Annotated in this window: 14 protein-coding genes and 2 tRNA genes; 3 read left to right on the top strand and 13 right to left on the bottom strand. The window is 39.4% G+C overall.

The window, feature by feature from the left end; translation table 11 throughout:
* Positions 1 to 17: 17 nt before the first annotated feature.
* The 11 genes from IQ282_RS03785 to IQ282_RS03735 all read right to left on the bottom strand — a co-directional run bounded on the left by IQ282_RS03785 (position 18) and on the right by IQ282_RS03735 (position 14,031).
* Positions 18 to 2,516: a multicopper oxidase domain-containing protein gene (locus IQ282_RS03785; RefSeq protein WP_194850577.1), complete on the bottom strand. Its 2,499-nt coding sequence runs from the start codon at positions 2,514 to 2,516 to the stop codon at positions 18 to 20.
* Positions 2,517 to 2,593: 77 nt separating this feature from the next.
* Complete coding sequence (locus tag IQ282_RS03780) at positions 2,594 to 3,160, bottom strand: helix-turn-helix domain-containing protein (protein ID WP_194850576.1); 567 nt, start codon at positions 3,158 to 3,160, stop codon at positions 2,594 to 2,596.
* On the bottom strand, positions 3,160 to 4,422 hold the full coding sequence (locus IQ282_RS03775) for a TolC family protein (RefSeq protein ID WP_194850671.1): 1,263 nt from the start codon (positions 4,420 to 4,422) through the stop codon (positions 3,160 to 3,162). Before IQ282_RS03775 ends, IQ282_RS03780 begins: the two co-directional genes overlap by 1 nt.
* A 22-nt stretch (positions 4,423 to 4,444) precedes the next feature.
* The gene (locus IQ282_RS03770) at positions 4,445 to 4,813 is read right to left on the bottom strand and encodes a four helix bundle protein (protein WP_194850575.1); all 369 of its coding nucleotides are present in this window, start codon (positions 4,811 to 4,813) and stop codon (positions 4,445 to 4,447) included.
* A 10-nt stretch (positions 4,814 to 4,823) separates the two neighbouring features.
* Complete coding sequence (locus tag IQ282_RS03765) at positions 4,824 to 4,973, bottom strand: phosphotransferase (protein ID WP_194850678.1); 150 nt, start codon at positions 4,971 to 4,973, stop codon at positions 4,824 to 4,826.
* Entirely contained in the window at positions 4,963 to 8,763 is a 3,801-nt protein-coding gene (locus IQ282_RS03760) for an efflux RND transporter permease subunit (RefSeq protein ID WP_194850574.1), read from the bottom strand. The genes IQ282_RS03765 and IQ282_RS03760 overlap by 11 nt, the downstream gene beginning before the upstream one ends.
* Positions 8,764 to 8,904: 141 nt before the next feature.
* Complete coding sequence (locus tag IQ282_RS03755) at positions 8,905 to 9,324, bottom strand: HYC_CC_PP family protein (protein ID WP_194850670.1); 420 nt, start codon at positions 9,322 to 9,324, stop codon at positions 8,905 to 8,907.
* A 126-nt stretch (positions 9,325 to 9,450) separates the two neighbouring features.
* Complete coding sequence (locus IQ282_RS03750; protein WP_194850573.1) at positions 9,451 to 10,539, bottom strand: sensor histidine kinase; 1,089 nt, start codon at positions 10,537 to 10,539, stop codon at positions 9,451 to 9,453.
* 1,153 nt (positions 10,540 to 11,692) lie between these two features.
* Positions 11,693 to 11,767, bottom strand: a tRNA-Pro gene (locus IQ282_RS03745).
* A gap of 42 nt (positions 11,768 to 11,809) precedes the next feature.
* A tRNA-Ser gene (locus IQ282_RS03740) sits at positions 11,810 to 11,893 on the bottom strand.
* A gap of 95 nt (positions 11,894 to 11,988) precedes the next feature.
* The gene (locus IQ282_RS03735) at positions 11,989 to 14,031 is read right to left on the bottom strand and encodes an HD family phosphohydrolase (protein ID WP_194850572.1); all 2,043 of its coding nucleotides are present in this window, start codon (positions 14,029 to 14,031) and stop codon (positions 11,989 to 11,991) included.
* Positions 14,032 to 14,150: 119 nt separating this feature from the next.
* Here IQ282_RS03735 and IQ282_RS03730 point away from each other — a divergent pair, with 119 nt between their 5' ends.
* A complete protein-coding gene (locus IQ282_RS03730) occupies positions 14,151 to 15,329 on the top strand; it encodes an acetyl-CoA C-acyltransferase (RefSeq protein ID WP_194850571.1) in 1,179 nt (392 codons plus the stop codon).
* Position 15,330: 1 nt separating this feature from the next.
* On the top strand, positions 15,331 to 16,092 hold the full coding sequence (locus IQ282_RS03725; RefSeq protein ID WP_194850570.1) for a C40 family peptidase: 762 nt from the start codon (positions 15,331 to 15,333) through the stop codon (positions 16,090 to 16,092).
* 75 nt (positions 16,093 to 16,167) lie between these two features.
* Here the strand turns inward: IQ282_RS03725 and IQ282_RS03720 are convergent, their stop codons facing one another.
* Together IQ282_RS03720 and gyrA are read right to left on the bottom strand one after the other, a co-directional pair.
* Positions 16,168 to 17,355: a tetratricopeptide repeat protein gene (locus IQ282_RS03720; protein WP_194850569.1), complete on the bottom strand. Its 1,188-nt coding sequence runs from the start codon at positions 17,353 to 17,355 to the stop codon at positions 16,168 to 16,170.
* Positions 17,356 to 17,372: 17 nt separating this feature from the next.
* The gene (gene gyrA / locus IQ282_RS03715; protein WP_194850568.1) at positions 17,373 to 19,925 is read right to left on the bottom strand and encodes a DNA gyrase subunit A; all 2,553 of its coding nucleotides are present in this window, start codon (positions 19,923 to 19,925) and stop codon (positions 17,373 to 17,375) included.
* A gap of 268 nt (positions 19,926 to 20,193) precedes the next feature.
* Between gyrA and IQ282_RS03710 the strand changes: the two genes are divergently transcribed.
* Positions 20,194 to 22,749, top strand: coding sequence for an ATP-dependent Clp protease ATP-binding subunit (locus IQ282_RS03710; protein ID WP_194850567.1), 2,556 nt, complete (start codon positions 20,194 to 20,196; stop codon positions 22,747 to 22,749).
* Positions 22,750 to 22,861: the final 112 nt, after the last annotated feature.

Raw genomic sequence — 22,861 nt, 5'->3', positions numbered from 1 at the left:
ATTAATATTTATTTTTTTTAAAATCTCCAAGAAAGTCCACCACCGGCACCGAAACGGTTGTCATAACTTCCCATCAGTGAAAAATTCCTAGATAAAAAGTATTCCAACCCTGCATTCCAGGTCACTTCTTTATTAAAATTGTCTCCAACAGCAAGGTCATCCACCCAACCAAAATCGGCTTGATATTCATACATTCCAAAAATGGCTGTTCTTGGGAAAATCAGGATTTCGCGGCTCAGGCTTATTTGTGGGCGCAGCTTGCTATCGACACGCACATCAAGGTTAAATAAGTAGGGCGTCAAAAACCGAACTCCAGCAATAGCAGTGGTTGTGATTTCGTCCAAACTATCGTCTATTTCATTTTCAACATTCACCCCACCAAAAACACGTAAATAATCGTGTAAATAGCGCTCGTAGGTCACCTCGGCTTCCAGGTTTTTGTTCCAGCCGTATTCTGCAGTGACATTAAATTGGTTTCTAATGTTTGAGGATACAAAGTTAAACTCTGTCATGTGTGAGGCTGCATCCACCATGGCCCACGTGTAATATTGGTCTGCCTCATTAATTAGGTTTTTAACTGGATATTTTTCCAATCGTGGATCGCGAGGCGTTTCATAACTCACGATACGCGCCATACCACTCATCATATGATATAAAATGTGGCAATGGAAGAACCAGTCGCCATATTCATCGCCATTGTTACCACTAAATTCAATCGTTACCTGCTGCATGGGCGGCACGTTAACAGTGTGTTTAAGGGGCGAGTATTCTCCGTTTTCATTAATAACCCTAAAAAAGTGACCGTGCAGGTGCATAGGATGATGCATCATCGTCAGGTTGTTGAAGGTCATTCTGGTCACTTCACCACTCTTGATACTGATGTTATCTGCCTCACTTAAAGGAACGCCGTTCATACTCCAGATGTAGCGTTGCATATTCCCGGTAAGATTCAGTAGTATTTCCTTTACGGGAAGGTTTTCATCATAGGTCGTTTTTACTGGCGATTTTAGAAAATCATAATTGTATTCAGAAAACATATTCATTCCGTCCATCTGCATCGTGTCCTCATTCATTTTCATTTTATCCTCTTTCATGTCCATTTTTGAGTGATCCATCATGGAATCCTTCGGCATCTTCATATTCATTTTGGTATGATCCATTTTCTTACCCATCATGGAATCCTTCGGCATCTTCATTTTCATTTTTCCATCCTTCATCTCCATTTTAGAGTGATCCATTTTTGAATGGTCCATCTCATCATTCCTCATGGAATCCTTCGGCATTTTCATATTCATGTTACCATCATTCATATTCATTTTTGAATGGTCCATCTTCATCCCTTTCATATCCTCCATTTTCATTCCGTCCATCTGCATACCGTACTCGTCGTTCATCTCATAACGCTCATCTTTCTTAGGCTGGAATTTTAAAGCATGTGCTCCCATTTTCATATCCATTTTAGCCATTTGCTGCATCATTTTGATCTTATCTGGTTTCGCTACAACTTCTGCAGGAAGTACAGCTCCATTTCCTATAAACGCAGTAGCAGTTCCAGAACCGTCCTGGGCCATTGCTCTAAATTCTATTTTGCCATTTTGGGGAACGGTAACGATAAAATCGTAGGTCTCAGCGACGCCTATAAATGTTTTATTATGGGCAACTGGAACAACGTCATTCCCATCAGCAGCGACAAGCATGGGGGTCTCACCACCAAAGGTCATCCAGAATTGTGAAGATGCAGAACCGTTAATGATTCGCAATCGAACCTTTTCACCAGGAGTATATTCTGGATACTCTATAGATTCTTCGCCGTTAATTAAAAATGCAGGATAATAGATATCCGCTATATCAGCTCCACCCATCCGTTGTCTCCAGAAATCAAGTTGTGCGCCAAAGGCACCACGAGCAATTACTTTATTTAATGGCGTTGAGGTACCTTTTTTCATTTGATACCATTCATTACCTCGTTTTAGGTTACGCAATACATTGATCGGTTTTTCATTGGTCCAGTCGGACAACATCAAGACTAAATCCTTATCATAATCCATCGTTTTCTCTTTTGGATTAATGACTATAGAACCAAAAACCCCACTTTGCTCTTGCAACATGGTATGGGAGTGATACCAATAGGTACCAGATTGGTTCAGGGCAAATTCATACTTAAAAGTTGTACCTGATTTAATGGGAGGCGTATTTAAATACGGTACTCCGTCATAAAAATTAGGTAATAATAGTCCGTGCCAGTGCACAGATGTTTCCACACTCATTTCATTTTTAACGTAAATGACCGCGTATTCACCTTCGGTAAATTCAATGGTAGGACCTGGAATACTTCCGTTTACGGTCATTCCCATCACTTCTTTTCCTGCCTTGTTCACCATCTCTTCCCTCAGCGTTAAGGTATATTCATGTACCGGCAAATTGTCCACATTCCCCTCCGGTTTATTTGCTGTCACTTGTGCGGTAGCTCCTAGGGAAGCAAATAGCACTAATGCAAATAATATTCTCATTTTCATAGGTTTAGTATTAGGATATTTTAATTATAAAAATAACACTGTAAGTCAGCAAGTTGTGTCATAATTATGGTTCATATCTACATAATTTGGTCCAACGGATTTCTAAAATTTTTATGTTCCGTTTTGTACTGGGACAGACTCAATCCTGTTTCAGTTTTGAACTGGCGGCTCAAGTGGTTGATATGGTTATAGTCCAGCAGTTGACTGATCTCTGTAAAGTTTTTCTCTTGTGCCTGTATCATTTCCTTGACCTTTTCAATCTTGAGTTTGATGTAATATTTTTCAATCGTAATACCTTCTGTAAAGGAAAATACCTTGCTGATTTTAGAGTAATCCTGATGCATCTTTTCTGCGAGATGTGTAGATAGTTTTTCGTTTAGATCGATCGGCAAATTTCCCACGATCTTGATTAGGTTCACCTTTACTTGTTCCGTTATTTTATCCTCAGTTGAATCAATAATTTCAAAACAATTACTTTCTACTACCGATTTTAAAATTTCAAGTTCTCTATCATCTTTAATATCAAGCACTACAAGTCCCAGCTCGATTTCCAGCAAAATAATTTCCTGCGCCTCAATCTCATTTTTGAGCACCTTGATGCAGCGATCACATACCATATTTTTTATGTAGAAATCTTTGATCATTAGTTTTTGGTTAGGTAATTAATGAGAGATTGTTGCACATAAAACTCCTGTACAGATTGAATCTGGTTCATTTGAAATTTCAGTTGCAGTTCCTGAATGTCTAGTACATCATTAAAATTTATGGTTCCCGTTTCATAGTTTTTAATCAGAATTTCTTCGGCATCTTTAGCCTGTTTCAGGTTTTGAGTTTGTGTATCAAATTTGATGCGTGCTTGATTACGTTGGGAGTTCGCTTTCGCGAAAGCAGACTCCAGCACATTTAACCGTTGACTTTTCTGGCTCTCAATCTCACGCTGGCGCAGTTCATTCTGCTTGGTAATAGACTTATATCTATTATTGAAGATGGGAATGGAAACCGAAACCATGGGCATCAAGATATCCTTACCGTTGTCAATAGGCATCATATCTGTCCGGCCACTTACCGGGATGTAATCCACACCAAATCCTATCATGGGTGATGCATCCCGCTGGTTGAGCAGTTCAGATTGTGTCACTGACTCGTAAAGTTTATCGTACTTGAGCAACTCTGGATTAAGGGACAATCCATCAAAACTGAAAGCCATCTCACTCTCGGGCAGCGGTAAATCAGAAACCGTTTCTACCGCTATATCATACTTGCGATTGAGTAATTTATTAAATCCCGCCTGTATGCCCAATTCCTGTTGTGCCAAAACCTTTTTTTCTTGAACCAGCTCGTTCTGTCTGATCTGTAGACGCAACACATCTACCGCAGATGCCTTGCCAACTTCCACAGAGGTCAGCGCCAGCCGCTCATAAGTTTCTAAAAGCTGGATATTTTCCTCTAATACGGCCTGTTTAGAACGGATTTCATAGAGCTTGTAATACATTTCAGCAACGGATAATGCCAGTTTCCTTTTAGCAATCGTGATTTCCACAAACTCCGCATCTGCCATAGAGGATGCATAATTCTCCCGAGCCGTTATCGTTCCGAACCAGGGCAACATTTGCTTGAAACCAACGCGTGCGCGCTGCGCTCCCACCCGTGTTTCTGGTTCACTTACAAAATATCCAGCGCTGAATTCAGTATTCGGCAACCAGTTGGCCTCATTTACTTTCTCCTCTGCGATGTTGTAGCGCAGGTTGAAAGCCTGGATTTCTGGACTGTTGGTTTGGGCTTCGTTGATGTATGATTCCAGAGATTGTGCTGATGCGAAATTTTGGGTAATTAAAGCTATCGCAAGGGCTGTTAGAAACTGGAAGCTAGAAGTTGGAAGCTGGATTTTTGCTAGCGTCCATCTCATTATTGTTTCTGTATTTGATATTTTATTTTTCATAATTCTTCCAGTTTTGATGAAGTTTTGTCAGCATTCTTCCAATAGAGTTATTTTTCTCCACTAAGTCCGTAAATGTTTCTTTGGGAAGATATCCGCACTCAGAGGCGTAGTTCAACCAATCATCAGTTTCAGAATTGGATCCCAACGAATGAATTAGATGTTGTTTAAAAACACCTTCATAAACCCGCTTTGCCCAGCCTTCACTATTATTTGCACTCACAGATCGAGACGATTGAACTATTTGTGAAGTCAATGAATAAACCTCCTCTTTGGGAAATTTTCTAGTAATCCAAAAAATATCCATAGCCAGAGCAAATGACTTTTTATGTACTTCTAAATCTTTATAGGACTGTATCATTCCAGTATTTTTAAATTTCACATCCAACATCCAACATCCAACATCCAGTTTCCAACTTCCAGTTTCCAGCTTTCAACATCCAGCTTCCAGCTTCCAGCTTCCAGCTTCCAATTTCCATCTTCCATCTTCCAACATCCAACTTCCAGTTTCTAGTTTCCAATTTCCAGTCTCTCTTTTTTCTTCAACTGATACTCCTTCTTCCAGCTATAAAGCACCGGCACTAAGAAATATGAAGTAATATCAATGATCATCCCTCCAAAAATGGGGATCGCCATTGGGATCATGATATCGCTACCTTTTCCGGTTGATGTGAGAATGGGCAGTAGCGCAAGTATAGTAGTCACCGTGGTCATCAAACAAGGACGGATGCGCTTTCCTGCAGCCTCAAGCGTTGCCATTCTAATTCCTTTTTTGTCTGTTGGCGTTTCCCTGTCAAACGTCTGTGTGAGATAAGTCGCCATAACAACTCCATCATCTGTCGCGATCCCGAATAACGCAATAAACCCTACCCAGACCGCCACACTCAGATTGATGGTCTTCATATTAAAGAGATCTCGCATATTCTCGCCGAACAAGCTAAAGTTGAAAAACCAATCCTGTCCATACAACCAGATCATAATAAATCCACCCGCAAAGGCTACCGCAATTCCTGTAAACACCATGAGCGATGTTGAAACCGATTTGAACTGGAAATACAAAATCAAGAAGATGATAGCTAAAGCTAAAGGAACCACTACAGAAAGTGTTTTTTCTGCCCGCAGCTGATTTTCATAAGTTCCCGTAAAACGGTAACTGATTCCCTGAGGTACGATTAGTTCTCCACTGTCTATATTCTGCTGAATCAGTGCCTGAGCATTTTCCACCACGTCAACCTCTGCAAAGCCATCGAGTTTATCAAAAAGTACATAACCTATCAAGAACGTGTCTTCACTTTTTATAACCTGTGGTCCTTGCTCATATCTAATGTCCACCAAGTCGCCCAGCGGAACTGGACTTCCTTTTTCAACGGGAACATAGATACTTTTTAGGTCTTCTGGGTTTTCCCGTAACTCTCGTGGATAACGTACTCGAACACCATAACGTTCACGTCCCTCCACGGTTTGTGTGAGCGGCATTCCTCCTATCGCCACCTGTAAAACATCTTGAACATCCATAATGGAAATCCCATAACGAGCTAATTGCTCTCGCTTGATGTCTATCAGCAAATAGGGTTTCCCGACGATGCGGTCTGCAAAAACGGCTTGCTCTTTTACCCCTTCGGCTTTTTTGAGTATTTCTTCCAATTGCAATCCAAAGGTCTCAATAGATTTCAAATCTGGACCTTTCACCTTGATTCCCATAGGCGCACGCATTCCCGTTTGAAGCATGACCAGGCGAGTTTCTATAGGCTGTAACTTAGGTGCAGATGTCACACCTGGCAACCTTGTCGCATCTACAATCTCATTCCAGATATCATCGGGACTGTTGATGGATGGTCGCCAGTTGCGGTAATATTCGCCGCTGTCATCAGCAACGAGGTCGTGATTATTCGCATTGGTTTTGAGTTGGGAAGCTTCATAATTTGCATCCTCATCAATCTCATTATTTGGGTTGATGATAAATTTTCCATTTTTCAAAACAAAAAGGCCATCATCATTGACACGGTAGCGTTGTCGATCACCATCCTCATTGCGCATGTATTCAGATTTGTACTGAATCATATTTTCATACATCGACAGCGGCGCGGGATCCAGCGCAGATTCAGTCCTACCAGATTTTCCAACCACCGTTTCTATTTCTGGGATACTGGCAACTGCCATATCCAACTGCTGTAAAACACGCTTGTTTTCTTCCACACCGGCATGCGGTAAAGACGTGGGCATCAATAAGAAGGAACCTTCATTTAATGCGGGCATAAATTCCTTACCCGTATTGCGCATGATTAGCGCCCCCAGAATCAATACCGTGGTGGGAATAATTAAAAATAGGATTCGGTTTTGAAGAGCCCATCGCAATATATTGTCATAGAATCTTTGAAAAATGGAGAAAACTCCCAGCAATCCAAAACAAATTATGGCTACAAAAATTAAGTTCAAAATAATACTGCGATCAAAACCTAGCGGTCGCCAATAATCTGCCAGCAGGAATACGATAGCCACCACAGAAATGATAATGTTAATCACATTTTGCGTGATGGAGAATTGAAATTTGTAGAATGCTAGCTGGTAGTTTTCTTTCGCTTTAAGCGAAAAGAACAATCCGTTTACTCCAAAAGCCACTAAGATTAGTCCTGACCAATAGCCGTAGATCACGGCTGCCATGCCTAATAAAATCAGTAGACCGTTAAAAAGAAGTTTGGAGCGTTTTTTAAGACTCGTTTTTCTAAAGAGATACGCCGCAAACGGTGGGATCAGGAAAAGTGCGATCACCAGCGACGCGGTCAACGCCATAGTCTTCGTAAATGCCAGCGGTCGGAAAAGTTTTCCCTCAGCGCCTATCATTGTAAATACCGGTATAAAACTGATAATTGTGGTGAGAACGGCGGTCAAAATTGCACCAGAGACTTCAGCAGTTGCGTTATAGATTATTTCGTTGGTGGTGTATTCTATTCCGCTTTCGCGAAAGCGTAATTTCTCATCTTCCAAATGCCTAATCATGTTTTCGGCAAGAATTACACCCACGTCCACCATGGTTCCAATGGCGATGGCAATACCCGAAAGTGCTACAATATTTGCGTCGACATCGAAGAGCTTCATCGCAATAAAGACCATCAATACGGCAACTGGTAATAATCCTGAAATAAGAATGGAGGCACGCAGGTTGAGCACCATTACAATAATGACCAGAATCGTAATCAGGATCTCTAGGGTAAGCGCTTCATTGAGCGTGCTTAGGGTTTCCTGGATTAATTCAGTACGGTCATAAAAGGGAACGATGGTCACTTGAGAGGTGCGGCCGTCTGCCAGAACTTTTGTGGGAAGTCCTGTGGAAAGCTCGGCCATCTGCTCCTTTACATTGTTGATCACTTCCAGCGGGTTTGCTCCATATCTTGCGACGACTACACCGCCCACAACTTCGGCACCTTCTTTATCTAATATTCCACGTCTCGCTTGAGGACCCAGATGAACATTAGCAATGTCTTTAATACGGATCGAAGTAAAGTTTTCTGAAGTGACCACGGCATTTTCAATATCTGCCACAGATTTTACATATCCCAGACCACGCACTAGATATTCGGCTTGGTTGATTTCCAGGGTTTGTGCTCCTATATCTTGGTTGCTTTCCTTTACCGCTGTAACTACCGCTCCTAAACCGATGTTGTACTGACGCATTTTTTCAGGATCCACATCGATCTGATATTCTTGAACATAACCACCAATGGAGGCCACCTCTGAAACACCGCTAGCTGAGGATAATCCATACTTCACATAATAATCCTGAATGCTGCGCAATTCCTGCAAATCCCAACCACCGGTAACATTGCCTTCTTTATCGCGACCTTCCAACGTGTACCAGAATATCTGCCCCAATCCAGTTGCATCTGGACCCAAAGCTGGGTTGATACCTTCCGGCAGTAAGTTCGCAGGAAGCGAATTCAGTTTTTCAAGAATTCGACTGCGCGACCAGTAGAACTCGACATCTTCATCAAAAATGACATAGATACTGGAAAAACCAAACATAGAAGAACTACGGATCGTCTTCACACCGGGAATACCCAGTAATGAAGTCGTTAACGGGTAGGTAATTTGATCCTCAATATCCTGTGGAGAACGCCCCTGCCATTTAGTAAATACGATTTGCTGGTTCTCACCGATGTCCGGAATGGCATCAACGGCTACTGGATCAGTAGGTAAAAAACCTGTCTCCCAATTAAAAGGAGCGTTTACGACACCCCAACCGACAAATAGAGCGAGAAGTAAGACGGCGATGAGCTTGTTCTCGATTAGAAATTTAATTGCTTTATTAAGCATATCATCTGAATATTAGATAGTTGAAATAGTGTTTGAATTGGATCCTAAAGAATCTGGAAACAACAAAACGAGCCCTAACGAATCTATCGTTGGGCTCAATTCTCGACCCAACAGTAGTATGGATCGAGACTATCTAATTAATCAAATTAAGAATGTCTGGTGCAGGATCTGCACATCCTGTTCAATAAAAGGCGGTGCGTAATCAAAAAATGGAGTCTCTTGTGAAGTAGTTCCATCCAACAGGTTAAGATAAGAATAAGTAAAAGTCGCAACAAAGAGCTGCTGTTCGTGACTAAGCTGACTAAAGGAAATCTTTAAATCATCATTCCCCTGCTTGATCAACTGAGTATCGTTGCAGCAGGATTTTTGTGATAACATGTTGTTTTCACAATTAGTAGTCGTGGAAGATAATTCCATCCCGCAAGTATCTGCCGACTGTGAAAAAGAGTAATCTACAAACGTATCTCCACAAAAATGCATGTCCATTGTAAATGACATCGTAGCCATAAGGACTACCGACGCCATGAATAAAGACATTGATTTGTGAATGATTTTCTTCATCGGCGATAAAATTACCATACTTATTTTAAAACTCGGCCTTATTTACAAACAATTTAAATTATACAACTATTGGGGAAGGATTCCGGTAAGATGGATCAATGAATTAAAGATTATTTAAAGCTCATCTTATTCCGCAAAAATGAGTGTGAAACTCGTGCCTACATTCACCTCACTTGCCACTTCAACACTTCCTCCTAGACTTTTCATGTAATTATTGATCAAGTAAAGTCCAACACCTTTACTTTCTGAATGACCATGAAAGGTTTCGTTCAAGCCAAATATTTTTGATCCTACCTTTTCCATATCAAATCCCACTCCATTGTCTTTAAAAGTGATGTGAACATTGTTGGCAATTTTCTTAGATGAGATAGAAATTATTGGAGAGATACCAGTTTGAGCATACTTAATCGAGTTTGAAATCAAGTTTAAAAAAATACTGCGCAAGTAAAATGAATTAAAATTAAGATATTGCACCTCATCAAAATTCAATTCAAAACGTGCTCCCGTATTTTGTATGAGATACTTGATGGGAACCAATGTTGACTCCAGCACCTCCATTAAATTAATTTGATCTTTTTTTATCAGCGAAGTGTTTTTCTCTCGTATTTTATCAATGTATTCATTTAAGATATCTCTCAAGCTTTCAGACGATTGCTTTAATAGATTCATATAAATCAGGTTATCTTCATCCTTTATTTCTTCTAAATCTAAAAGACTAAATAAGGCAATGAGATTGTTAACCGGTGATTTGAGGTCATGCGTTGCTGTATAGGAAATTTGTTTTAGTTCCTTATTTAAATTAGTAAGGTCTGTGATGATATTATTTCGTTCTTCTTCATTTTTTTTTAGATGCGTGATATTCTTTGCAATTGCATAAATGAGATCATTGTCTTGTCCTGGAATTGAGGTCCAGCTTAGCCACACAATTTCTCCAGATTTAGTCACATATCTATTATCAAAATTTAATAATGGCGTACCTTCCGTAAGGAATTCTCTTGTCTCTGCTGTTTTTACGCGATCTAATTCATGAACGAAATCTCTAATTGGCCTAGAAAATAATTCCTCTTCGGTAAACCCTAGTAGATTAATGAATGCAGGATTTACTTTTCTAAAAAAACCATCATATCCTGCGATGCATAAATAATCTTGTGAGAGATTAAAAAATTGCGATAGAATTTCTTCTGAATTGAAGATATTATTGGACTCTTGCTTCATTATTCCTTGTAATTAAATGATAAGGACTTCAAACGGAATAGAAATTTATCACGCCATTTGCCAGAATCGATATTATAGATTGTGAAAGATTGTAAAATCACTAAAATACCGAGTGATAATTTAAATGGTTCTATTGTTTATATAATGCTTAGATATGTCAAACATGAAAGTCAAAGTGGCCATGTTAAAGAGATAAATACAATATTTCTATTCGTCTTTCATGAATAAATATAACTTGTAGAGTCTTAAGCAAAGGTACCTTTTTAGCAACTGATAGGAAGTGGGATTTTGATACAGTCATTTTGTGCACCTGATGGGATTACAAAGATTTTAGATCCCGAAAGATTTAGGCTGAAACTATACATCCGTGACATAACTGCCAATTAGTAATACCAGATGAGAAATGTGGTTTAGCGAGAACGACGTTAGCAATGGCATGCGTTCTGAACTATTGAACGAGCTTAATCAAATCGTGATTATGGAAACAGATTTAATGACGGATAAACAATTACGTGTTACCGTATAGGCAATAAGTAGGTCTGGCAACATTGCTTATGATAATCGAGAAACTTTCTGGCGAAATTGTGAAAAAGACATCTATAATAATGAGAAAAGGACTGGGTGATTTCCAATGTTCCCAGATAAATGAACCCTTATCCTTTTAAAGTAAAGCAGTTTATCAATTATCGTTAAGCTTCAATACTGCAGTGTGGGAAGAACTACTATAACAGACCTTGTACCTAATAGAACAAAGGTGGCTGCTAAGAATAGCTTTTAACTGTAATTAGTTTATTCCATAAAAAACCGACTTTAAAAACATTAAAATTAGGATAATAGTAATGGTGGGATTATCTATTCACCGCATTAATAGACTAAAGATCCACTAATGTCCTAGATGTCATAATTCAATAAAAAGCTTTTTATATTGATGTTATCATGGATTTAGACCAAGTAGATTCAAAAAGATGTCAAATTAGCTATTATCCAATAGAAAAGGTTGCTAATTTTTAGTGACCTTCTTAGAAACCACAGAAGCCCTTTTAGTTTAGTTTTAATTGATATTCAAACCATCAAAACGCGGCGGCCGGGAATGTAAAAAGCCTGTTAAACATAAGTTTAACAGGCTTTTAGTTTCAATCGTTACCGATTGTAGTCGGGGTGGCAGGATTCGAACCTGCGACCTCCTGCTCCCAAAGCAGGCGCGATGACCGGGCTACGCTACACCCCGATTTTAATTTGTGTCAGTTTCGGTTCTGACATTATCTGATTGCGGAGAGACAGGGACTCGAACCCTGGCGACGGTTGCCCGTCGACAGATTAGCAATCTGCTCCATTACCACTCTGGCACCTCTCCTAATTCTAAAGAACTGCCTTCGTTTCTGAAAGCGGATGCAAATGTAATCTATGTTTCATACTTGCCAAAACATAAATGCGCTTTTTTTATGCATTCTATTCTGGATATTCAATCCTCAAATGATACATACTGGCTAACTTCTTTTTAATCACCGTTTTGATGGACTCCAGCTGTTTGAAAGTAATATCAGCATTTAAGAATTGACCCGCTGCCATTTGTGAATTTATGATGCTTTCAACCAGTTTATCAATGGCGACACTGCTAGGAGCTTTCAAACTCTTAGAGGCTGCTTCCACGCTGTCTGCGATCATAAGAATCGCAGTTTCAGGACTGTAAGGTCTGGGGCCAGGATATCTAAAAAGGGATTCATCCACTTCTTGATTCTCCTCCTGTGCTTTTTTGTAAAAATAATAGACCAAGCTGTCGCCGTGGTGTGTTCTTATAAAGTCGATGATACGATCTGGTAGGTTGTACTTTTTAGCGGTTTCAATCCCATTAATAATATGATCGATAATTATTTGCGCGCTTTCTTCTGGGTCCAGATCATCGTGAGGATTAATACCGTTTCCCTGATTTTCTGTAAAGTAAGTCGGATTTGCCATTTTTCCGATGTCATGATACAATGCTCCTACCCTGACTAGCATAGAATTTGCACCGATTTCATTTGCTGCAGTTTCGGCAATATTTGCAACATTGAGGGAATGATGAAATGTACCAGGTGCTTTATTAGACAGTTCTTTCAATAGTTTAGAATTCGTGTCAGATAGCTCTAATAACGAAACGTCACTTACCATATTAAACACTTTCTCAAAAACATAAATCAATGGCCAAACAAATAACATAGCAAGACCACACAAGATAAAGTAGATAACCCTATTCCATTCCCATCCTATCACTCCACCTTGATATACAGCATAAAAAGCGAAATATGATATGAAGTAAACGGTAACAATCTGTCCTACGGTAATAAATAAATTGGCTCTCTTGTAAATTTCCTTACCAGAAAGTATCGTCACGATACCAGCCATCATTTGCAAGAACAAATACTCATTGCTGTAAGGAACCACAAAGCTTAAAATGAAAATAATAATGACATGTGTAAAAAGCCCTAGTCTCGCATCAAAAAATGCTTTAATAATTAATGGCACCATACAAACGGGAACGATGTATACAAAATCTGCATCTAACTTTACAACCGTTGCCGTGAGCACTACAAAAAGGCAGAGGTTAAAGTATATAAACAGTAACTTTTTATTGCTGTTGTAAACTTCATACCTGTACTTATAGATAAAAAGCATCAACATTGTCAAAGCCATACCTACAAGAACGAGGTAACCCGTTAACTTCCAGTTGTATTGAGAATCAGACCATGTCTGGGATTCATAGGTATTATTTAATGTATTTAGTATCTGTAATTTGTCTCCTTCCACAATTTCGCCTTGAGCGATAATCCTAGCATTTTGAGCAATTAGACCACGAGTAGGCAATATTTTATCCATCTCGCTCTGAATATTTAAATCAGTGAGCTGTTGATCGTAAAAAATATTAGGCTGCATCAGAACCAACAATCTCCTGATAAGAATAGGCCTGAGTTCTCGAGGGGAATCAGCAAAGACCTTACGGAGGTCTTGTTGTAATTCTGTAGGAAGAATTAATTCACCATAAGTAAGCTGTGTCAACTCATCTCCTTTCTTGAGAACAATAGGATGAGTGTCTTTCAGGTTTTGAAGATCTTCTAAGTATCCACTGGTGTAAAGCTGTTGCAAATATGATTTTGCGGCGATCATATATTTGCGAGAACTAGCCTTATACAAACTGTCAGAAATAGCTGATTTTACACTTTCATCAAAATTTCTGAGAAGCTCTTTGCTATTTAGGTCCTTGCTATAAAAATGACGTGGTGTTTGTTCAATAGCTTGTAACTTCTCACTTTCTAACTCTTTTTCTCCTTTGAGAATAGCAAATGAAAATGGCGCGTATAAGGTTTCATATTCCCAGGGTTCTCCTTGAGCATAATCATATTTAAACCGGTCACTTTTAGGAAAGAAATAAACTGTAACGGCCGTACAAAATGTTATCAATAGGATTTTAACTATAATATCCTGGTGACGGTACAACTTGTTTTTAGAAGAATTCATAGTGCAAAATAACAACATAGCTATCAATTACCGTTTAGAAATCGTGATAGCTTATGTTTTGAGATAGAATTGACAAAAATTGGGTGGTATAATTGTTATTTTCGCATAAAATGAAGATTATGAAAAAGGTAGTTATAGTTTCTTACGCACGCACGCCTATAGGTAGTTTTATGGGAGCATTAAGCACTGTTCCTGCGACCGAGCTGGGCTCGATTGCAATTAAAGGAGCGCTTGATAAAATAAAATTAGATCCTAAACATGTACAAGAAGTATATATGGGGCATGTGGTTCAATCTAATACAGGACAAGCTCCAGCAAGACAGGCGGCAATAGGCGCAGGATTACCTATGGAAACTCCAGCAACTACTATTAATAAAGTTTGTGCTAGTGGAATGAAAAGTATCAGCATGGCCGCACAATCTATCATGCTCGGTGACCAGGATGTCGTTGTTGCAGGTGGTATGGAGAATATGAGTATGATTCCTCATTACGCTTATTTGAGAACTCCGCAGAAATTTGGATCTTCAACATTAATTGATGGAATGCAGCGCGACGGACTTGTTGACGCTTATGATCAAAACGCGATGGGAGTCTGTGCAGATTTATGTGCCAGCGAAAATGGATTTTCCCGTGAAGATCAAGATAACTATGCCATTCAATCTTATAAGCGATCTGCTGCAGCCTGGGATGCTGGGAAGTTCAAGAATGAAGTAGTTCCTGTATCTGTAAAACAGCGCAGAGGTGATGATATTATCGTTGATCGCGATGAAGAGTTTACTAACGTTAAACTTGATAAAATCCCTCAACTTAGAGCAGCATTCAGTAAAGATGGAACCGTAACCGCAGCTAACGCGAGTACTATCAATGATGGAGCAGCAGCGGTAGTTTTAATGAGTGAAGAAAAAGCAAAAGAACTGGGCATCAAACCACTTGCCACCATCTTAAGTTATGCAGATGCATCACTTGAGCCTATTCATTTTACCACAGCACCTTCAAAAGCAATACCTAAGGCGCTGGATAAAGCAGGATTGACCTTAAAAGATGTAGATTTTATAGAGCTCAATGAGGCTTTTGCTGTGGTAGGTCTTGCTAATATCAAAATATTAGGTCTGGACGATAAAAATGTCAATGTTTATGGAGGTGCCGTTTCATTAGGCCACCCGCTAGGTTGTAGTGGCGCTAGAATCGTTACTACCTTATTAAGCACGCTAATTAATGAAGGTGGGAGTATAGGCGCAGCAGGTATATGTAATGGTGGTGGCGGTGCTACTGCAATTATAATTGAGGCTCATAAATAAGATGAAGTACGGTATTTGCCCCATTTCAATAATCCCCCTGCGATTAGAAGCTCGAGATCAGAGTGAGATGGTATCGCAGGTACTATATGGAGAGTTATTTAAAGTCATAGAACAGCGCAAAAAGTGGTCGCGTGTGCGATTGCATAACGATTCTTATGAGGGCTGGTTAGATAATAAACAATTTCTGGAAATTTCTAGTGAAGATTACCACCATCAAGCAGAGCAAAAAGATATCGCTTTCGCGAAAGAACCTATATCGATCACCACACATAAAGACGGAACTCTAAGTGCGATCGTAATGGGCTCACAAGTGTCATCGGGCGATTTCTTAGGTGATGAGTTTCAGAAAGGAGTCGCGGTAACTGAAAAGCAAACGCACTCTAAATCTAACATCATTGATAACGCTTTGTTACTTTTAAATGCGCCGTATTTATGGGGTGGTAGAAATTGTATGGGTATCGATTGTAGTGGTTTTACTCAATTGATATATAGGTTAAATGGATATAGACTTTTGCGGGATGCCAGTCAGCAAGCTTCACAAGGTCAGGTATTAAGTTTTATAGAAGAATCAGATCCAGGAGATCTAGCTTTTTTTGATAATGCAGATGGACTGATTACCCATGTAGGAATTATAATGAAAGATAATCACATCATTCATGCTCATGGGAAAGTGCGTATAGATCGTATTGATCAAACTGGAATATTTAACGTAGAAACCTCTACTCATACACACAAGCTTAGAATGATCAAACAGATTCTCTGAATAAATACTAAATCATATTGTATAAAAAAAGTCCTGCGCAATGCAGGACTTTTTATTTTTATCTTTAAAATGCTATTACATTTTCGCTTCTAGCGCCGTTGCTTTGTCACTCATATCTAGGAATTTATAGAGACCTAGCAAAGTTTGCTTTGCACTATCTAATTCTGGCTTAAGCTCGATAACCTTTTCTAGATGAGTGGTAGCTGCTGTGTAAAACTTAGCTTGATCTTCTACAGTAGTTTCTTCTAAGTTTCCTTTATTAATGTACGCTACTGCAATATTATTTTGACCTACATAATTATCAGATTTAATTTCCAAGCTCTTAGTGTAATAAGTAATCGCTTGATCCCAATTTTCCTTTTCAGAAGCAGCTACTCCTAAGTTTTCGAATACTTGAGGGTCGGTAATCTCTGTGTTTAATTCTTTAACTGCTACCTCATACTTATCCTTCATTCCTAGCATCAAATACAAATCTGGAGTGGAAGCTTTCAAACTAATATCCTCTGGATATTTCTTTAGAGAATCCATTATGAGACTGTTTGCTTTGTCCATTTCATCATTCTTTTTATAAATCCAGGCTAGATTAGTAACCATAGATCCCAATTGAGAAGCGGTGGATTCAGTTTTGACATCCTTATATGCTCCTGACAATACAGCCATTTTAGCTGATTGTTGATTAGGAAACACAGACACTATGCCTGTTTTTACCTCGGTCGCAATTATGCTTTCCTCTGAGCCGGTGTAACCCTTAGCAATAAGTTTCTCATAATTCTCCTGTGCAGATTTAAAGTCTTGATTTCCATAAGCTAGGTTTGCTGCATTTTCTCTCATCTTATCGTTCTCAGGATAGACTTCTAGTAGATACAAAACAGATTCTAAAGCAGCTTTTTGATTACCCGCTTCTAAATCAGTTTGTGCTTCTTTAAAAATAGCATCCGCAGCTGACTTGCGATAATAGGCAAGATTATCCTTCTCATCATATCCAGACTTTTCAGAATCATCTAACATCGTGATGATGTCTCGCAATTGCGTTTTTTTAGCTGTAGGAGCATCTGCTTTTCCTAAAAGGATCACTGCCTTATAAAATTTATACTCAGCCATGTACTTATCCTCTACTTCAGATTCATTTATTCCATTGAATTCCTCAGTAGCTTCTTTGATATCTTGATTTTCGATTGCTTTCTCAACCTTTCTAAGCTCTCTTTTTTGAGCAAGTCCTATAGTAGAGACAGCAAGAGCTACAGCAATAATTATCTTTTTCATAGTTTTTAGTTTAATTTTTATTCTTCACTATCATCATTTGCAAGGGTTGTGCCATTTTCAGATTCTTCTTCTGACCCTTCCGTAGAAACACTATCATCTAAATCTGACTCCTCAGTTTCTTCCGGTGCATCTTCTTCCTTGGCAACTTTCGCGACAGCGGCAATGCTATCATTCCCTTTAAGGTTAATCAAACGAACTCCCTGAGTTGCGCGACCCATTACTCTAAGATCAGCAACATCAATTCTAATGGCGACTCCAGATTTATTGATAATCATCAAACCATCTTCATCCGTTACATTTTTAAGAGCGACAAGTCCACCCGTTTTTTCAGTAACCGATATTGTTTTGACTCCTTTACCACCGCGGTTTGTTTCGCGATAATCTTCAAGACTAGAGCGTTTCCCGTATCCCTTTTCTGAAACCACTAGGATGTTAGAATCCATTTCATTCACCGCTACCATTCCTATCACCTCATCTTCATCATTTGCAAGACGAATACCTCTAACACCACTGGCATTTCTACCCATAGCTCTGGTTTTCTTCTCATCAAATCGGATCGCTTTTCCACTCTTCAAGCCTAATAATACATGGCTATCTCCAGTAGTTAATTTTGCTTCTAACAACATATCACCATCGCGAACGGTTATGGCATTGATACCATTAGAACGTGGTCTAGAGTATTGCTCAAGAGAAGTTTTCTTGACGACACCTTTCTTAGTACACATAATCACATAGTGACTATTGATATATTCCTCGTCCTTGATATCTTGAGTACAGATCACCGCTTTCACGTTATCATCCTGCTCGATATTGATCAAGTTCTGAATCGCTCTACCTTTTGAGGTGCGGCTTCCTTCTGGAATCTCAAAAACCCGCATCCAGAAACATTTCCCCTTCTCGGTAAAAAATAACATATACTGGTGGTTTGTTCCCACAAATATATCTTCTAGGAAATCTTCATCTCTGGTTGTACTTGCTTTCTGCCCTACTCCACCACGATTTTGAGTTTTGTATTCATTCAAGCTTGTTCTTTTAATATATCCCGCATGAGATATAGTAATAACAACTTGCTCATCTGGAATCATATCTTCCATACTCAAATCGCCACCAGCATATTCGATTTGTGAACGACGATCATCACCGTATTTTTCACGAATCATCGCAAGCTCTTCCTTAATAATGATCATTCTACGCTCTTTATGAGCTAGAATATCTTTTAAGTCAGCAATAGTTAAGAGTAGGTCGTTATATTCTGTACGTAATTTGTCTTGTTCAAGACCTGTTAACTGACGTAAACGCATCTCTACAATAGCACGTGCCTGAATTTCAGAAAGCTCGAACCTTTTGATCAGGTTTTCTCTAGCTTCCTCCCCATTCTGACTGGCCCGGATAATTTTGATCACCTCATCAATATTATCACTCGCAATGATCAATCCTTCTAGAATGTGTGCTCGTTCCTCTGCTTTACGTAATTCATAAGTGGTACGACGCACGACAACATCATGACGGTGCTCCACAAAATGGTGAATCATGTCCTTCACATTCAACATTTGTGGTCGTCCTTTAACTAGTGCGATATTGTTCACACTAAAGGAGGACTGCAACGCCGTATGCTTATATAAGGTATTAACCACAATGTTAGGAATCGCATCACGTTTCAAAACGTAAACGATGCGCATTCCATTTCTATCCGACTCATCGCGAATAGAAGAAATCCCTTCTAATTTTTTATCATTTATAAGATCTGCCGTTTTCTTTATCATGTCGGCTTTGTTGACCTGGTATGGCAGCTCGTCCACGATAATACATTCGCGACCTTTTACTTCGTCAATTCTAACCCGTCCACGTATTTTAACGCGTCCTCTACCGGTATGCATGGCTTCCTTAACGCCATCATAACCATAGATGATTCCTCCCGTCGGAAAGTCTGGAGCTTTAATGAATTGTATAAGTTCATCAATCGTAATATCGTGATTGTCAATGTAAGCAACAATACCATCCACGACTTCAGTCAGGTTATGAGGAGGCATGTTTGTAGCCATTCCTACCGCGATACCACTGGCACCGTTTACTAATAGGTTAGGCACTTTAGTAGGTAAAACTGTAGGCTCAGACAAAGTGTCGTCAAAGTTAAGCTGCGTGTCTACCGTCTCCTTATCTATGTCTGCAAGCAACTCTTCAGAAATCTTGCGCATGCGAGCCTCTGTGTATCGCATTGCTGCTGGAGGATCACCATCCACACTACCAAAGTTTCCTTGTCCATCCACAAGCATGTAGCGCAATGACCATTCCTGGGCCATACGTACCATGGTGTCGTAAACGGAGGTATCACCGTGTGGGTGATATTTACCGAGAACCTCTCCTACAATTCTCGCACTTTTTTTATAACTGCGGTTTGATAGAACTCCCAACTCATACATTCCAAAAAGTACCCTTCTGTGAACCGGTTTCAAACCATCTCTCACATCTGGCAGTGCCCGTGACACTATGACTGACATCGAATAATCGATGTAAGCTGACTTCATTTCATCCTCAATATTGATCGGGATTAACTTTTCTCCATCTGCCATTTAAAAATCTATTTTAAAGCTTATAATTTTAACAACGAGCAATTTAAGCAAAATGACAGTAACGATAAGGCTCTAGAAGCGTTCTAAGCGTGTTTTTATTAACACTTACAGGTCAATGGTGTGGATAAGTTACTTTATAGCTTAAATCGCGCTGTATGGATGATGTTAGGAACGCTTTCGCGAAAGCGCAATTACCCTTTAACCCATTATTATAGTTCGGAATGCTTTTTGAAACATATCTTTAATTACATTTAGACAAAGAAGCGAAATGGACGACAATTTTTCACCAAGAGTTAAGGACGTGATCGCCTACAGTAAGGAAGAAGCACTGAGGCTAGGACACGATTTTATAGGAACTGAACATTTAATGTTAGGATTATTGCGCGATGGAGATGGTAAGGCGATAGAGATTTTAAACAATCTGTCTGTTGACCTAGATCACCTGCGTCGCAAGGTAGAAATACTGAGCCCTCCCAATCCTGGGACTGGCGCAGCAATCAATGAAAAGAAGAATTTGCACCTTACCCGTCAGGCAGAGCGTGCATTGAAAACGACTTTTCTGGAAGCAAAACTTTTTCAAAGCACTTCCATAAATACAGCTCATTTATTATTATGCATATTGCGTAATGAAAACGATCCCACTACAAAGCTTTTAAATAAGCTACGGGTAGATTATGACAGCGTTAAAGAAGAATTCAAATTAATGCTATCACAGGATGATGGTTCTTTTGAAGACCCACTGGCGCAATCCTTCAGCGATGATCCTGAGGACATGAAAGACGATGACGGTAAGGAAAACCTTTTCTCCCCTACTGGTGGCGATAAAAAGGGTAATAAAAAATCAAAAACTCCGGTACTGGACAACTTCGGTCGCGATCTTACTAAGATGGCAGAAGAGGATAAATTAGATCCGGTTGTAGGAAGAAATGAGGAAATACAACGTGTTTCCCAAATTTTAAGCCGTCGTAAGAAAAACAACCCTCTATTAATAGGAGAACCTGGTGTAGGTAAAAGTGCCATTGCCGAAGGCCTAGCCTTGCGCATAGTGCAGCGAAAGGTTTCTAGAATTTTATACGATAAGCGTGTAATCACTCTGGACCTTGCGAGCCTTGTTGCTGGAACCAAGTATCGTGGTCAGTTTGAAGAGCGTATGAAAGCGGTGATGAACGAGTTGGAGAAGAATGAGGACATCATACTGTTTATTGATGAAATCCATACCATTGTTGGTGCTGGAGGTGCGGCAGGTTCCCTAGACGCGAGCAATATGTTCAAACCTGCATTAGCGCGTGGAGAAATTCAATGTGTAGGAGCTACTACCCTTGATGAATACCGCAATAGTATTGAAAAAGATGGTGCACTAGAACGCAGGTTCCAGAAAGTAATGGTGGAACCTACAACGGTAGAAGAAACTATTGAAATCCTTAATAATATTAAGGACAAGTATGAGGATCATCACAATGTAACTTATACAGACAAAGCTATTGAGGCTTGTGTAAAGTTAACGAGTCGATACATGACAGATCGTTTTCTTCCCGACAAGGCTATTGACGCACTGGATGAAGCAGGATCACGGATTCATATAGCCAATATTGAAGTGCCGCAGCAAATTCTTGACCTTGAAAAGCAGTTAGAAGAAGTCAAACAAGAGAAGAATAGTGTTGTCAAAAAACAAAAGTACGAGCAAGCTGCTAAACTAAGAGATGATGAGAAAAAGCTAGAAAAAGCACTCTCAGAAGCTCAAGAAGAATGGCATGAAGCTTCTAAGCTCCAGCGCGACACCGTGTCTGAAGAAAATGTTGCTGAGGTCGTGAGCATGATGACTGGAATACCCGTCAATCGTATCGCCACTAAGGAAATGAAGAAGTTGAGCAACTTGAATCACTCTATTACAGATCTAGTAATAGGACAGGATAAAGCGGTTAAACAGGTGGTTAAGGCGATCCAACGTAATCGCGCTGGATTAAAAGATCCTAACAAACCCATAGGTTCTTTCATATTCTTAGGTCAGACGGGAGTTGGAAAAACGCAACTTGCAAAAGTTCTTGCAAAGGAGATTTTTGATTCTGAAAATTCCTTGATCCGTGTTGATATGAGTGAGTATATGGAGAAATTTGCCATATCTCGTTTGATAGGCGCACCTCCGGGATATGTAGGTTATGAAGAAGGTGGACAACTGACTGAGAAAGTTCGTAGAAAACCATATTCGGTTATCTTGTTAGATGAAATCGAGAAAGCACATCCTGATGTATTCAATATGTTACTACAAGTACTGGACGACGGATTTTTAACGGATAGTCTGGGACGTAAAATTGATTTTAGAAACACGATCATAATTATGACTTCTAATATAGGAGCTCGTAAACTGAAAGACTTTGGATCTGGAGTTGGATTTGGAACTGCTGCGCGTAAGGATGCAGAAATGGATAACGCTCGTAGTGTTATTGAAGGTGCCTTGAAAAAGACCTTTGCACCAGAATTCTTAAACAGAATAGATGATGTGATCATATTCAACCCGCTAGAGAGAGAAGATATCCATAAAATCATTGATATTGAACTGGCTAAGCTATTTGCACGAATCGATGACCTAGGATATCATTTAATTTTAAGTGATACCGCTAAGGATTACATAGCCGATAAAGGTTTTGATAAACAATATGGAGCTAGACCCTTAAAAAGAGCGATCCAGAAATATATTGAAGATACTCTTGCAGAAGAAATTGTTAATTCACAATTAGTGGAAGGTGATTCTATTTTTATGGATCTAGATAAGGAATCTAATGAATTGACTGTCAAAATTGAAAAAGCGAAAGAATCAACGGAATAAAATAGTTATAATTTTCAGTTATCAAGCCTTAGAAAAATTCTAAGGCTTTTTTTATATGTCGATTTTACGATATCTTTTATTGGATACTGTTTGAGGCTAAAGTTGGACTTCT

The organism is Nonlabens antarcticus, from assembly GCF_015356755.1.
GTDB lineage: Bacteria > Bacteroidota > Bacteroidia > Flavobacteriales > Flavobacteriaceae > Nonlabens > Nonlabens antarcticus.
Note: the sequence above shows the minus strand (reverse complement) of the source record. Positions and strands in the feature narration are given on the sequence as shown.

Excerpts from the sequence above, each read along its gene's own strand:
- IQ282_RS03785 (WP_194850577.1), bottom strand. The coding sequence starts at position 2,516 with ATGAAAATGAGAATATTATTTGCATTAGTGCTATTTGCTTCCCTAGGA.
- IQ282_RS03780 (WP_194850576.1), bottom strand. The coding sequence starts at position 3,160 with ATGATCAAAGATTTCTACATAAAAAATATGGTATGTGATCGCTGCATC.
- IQ282_RS03775 (WP_194850671.1), bottom strand. The coding sequence starts at position 4,422 with ATGAGATGGACGCTAGCAAAAATCCAGCTTCCAACTTCTAGCTTCCAG.
- IQ282_RS03770 (WP_194850575.1), bottom strand. The coding sequence starts at position 4,813 with ATGATACAGTCCTATAAAGATTTAGAAGTACATAAAAAGTCATTTGCT.
- IQ282_RS03760 (WP_194850574.1), bottom strand. The coding sequence starts at position 8,763 with ATGCTTAATAAAGCAATTAAATTTCTAATCGAGAACAAGCTCATCGCC.
- IQ282_RS03755 (WP_194850670.1), bottom strand. The coding sequence starts at position 9,324 with ATGAAGAAAATCATTCACAAATCAATGTCTTTATTCATGGCGTCGGTA.
- IQ282_RS03750 (WP_194850573.1), bottom strand. The coding sequence starts at position 10,539 with ATGAAGCAAGAGTCCAATAATATCTTCAATTCAGAAGAAATTCTATCG.
- IQ282_RS03735 (WP_194850572.1), bottom strand. The coding sequence starts at position 14,031 with ATGAATTCTTCTAAAAACAAGTTGTACCGTCACCAGGATATTATAGTT.
- IQ282_RS03730 (WP_194850571.1), top strand. The coding sequence starts at position 14,151 with ATGAAAAAGGTAGTTATAGTTTCTTACGCACGCACGCCTATAGGTAGT.
- IQ282_RS03725 (WP_194850570.1), top strand. The coding sequence starts at position 15,331 with ATGAAGTACGGTATTTGCCCCATTTCAATAATCCCCCTGCGATTAGAA.
- IQ282_RS03720 (WP_194850569.1), bottom strand. The coding sequence starts at position 17,355 with ATGAAAAAGATAATTATTGCTGTAGCTCTTGCTGTCTCTACTATAGGA.
- gyrA (WP_194850568.1), bottom strand. The coding sequence starts at position 19,925 with ATGGCAGATGGAGAAAAGTTAATCCCGATCAATATTGAGGATGAAATG.
- IQ282_RS03710 (WP_194850567.1), top strand. The coding sequence starts at position 20,194 with ATGGACGACAATTTTTCACCAAGAGTTAAGGACGTGATCGCCTACAGT.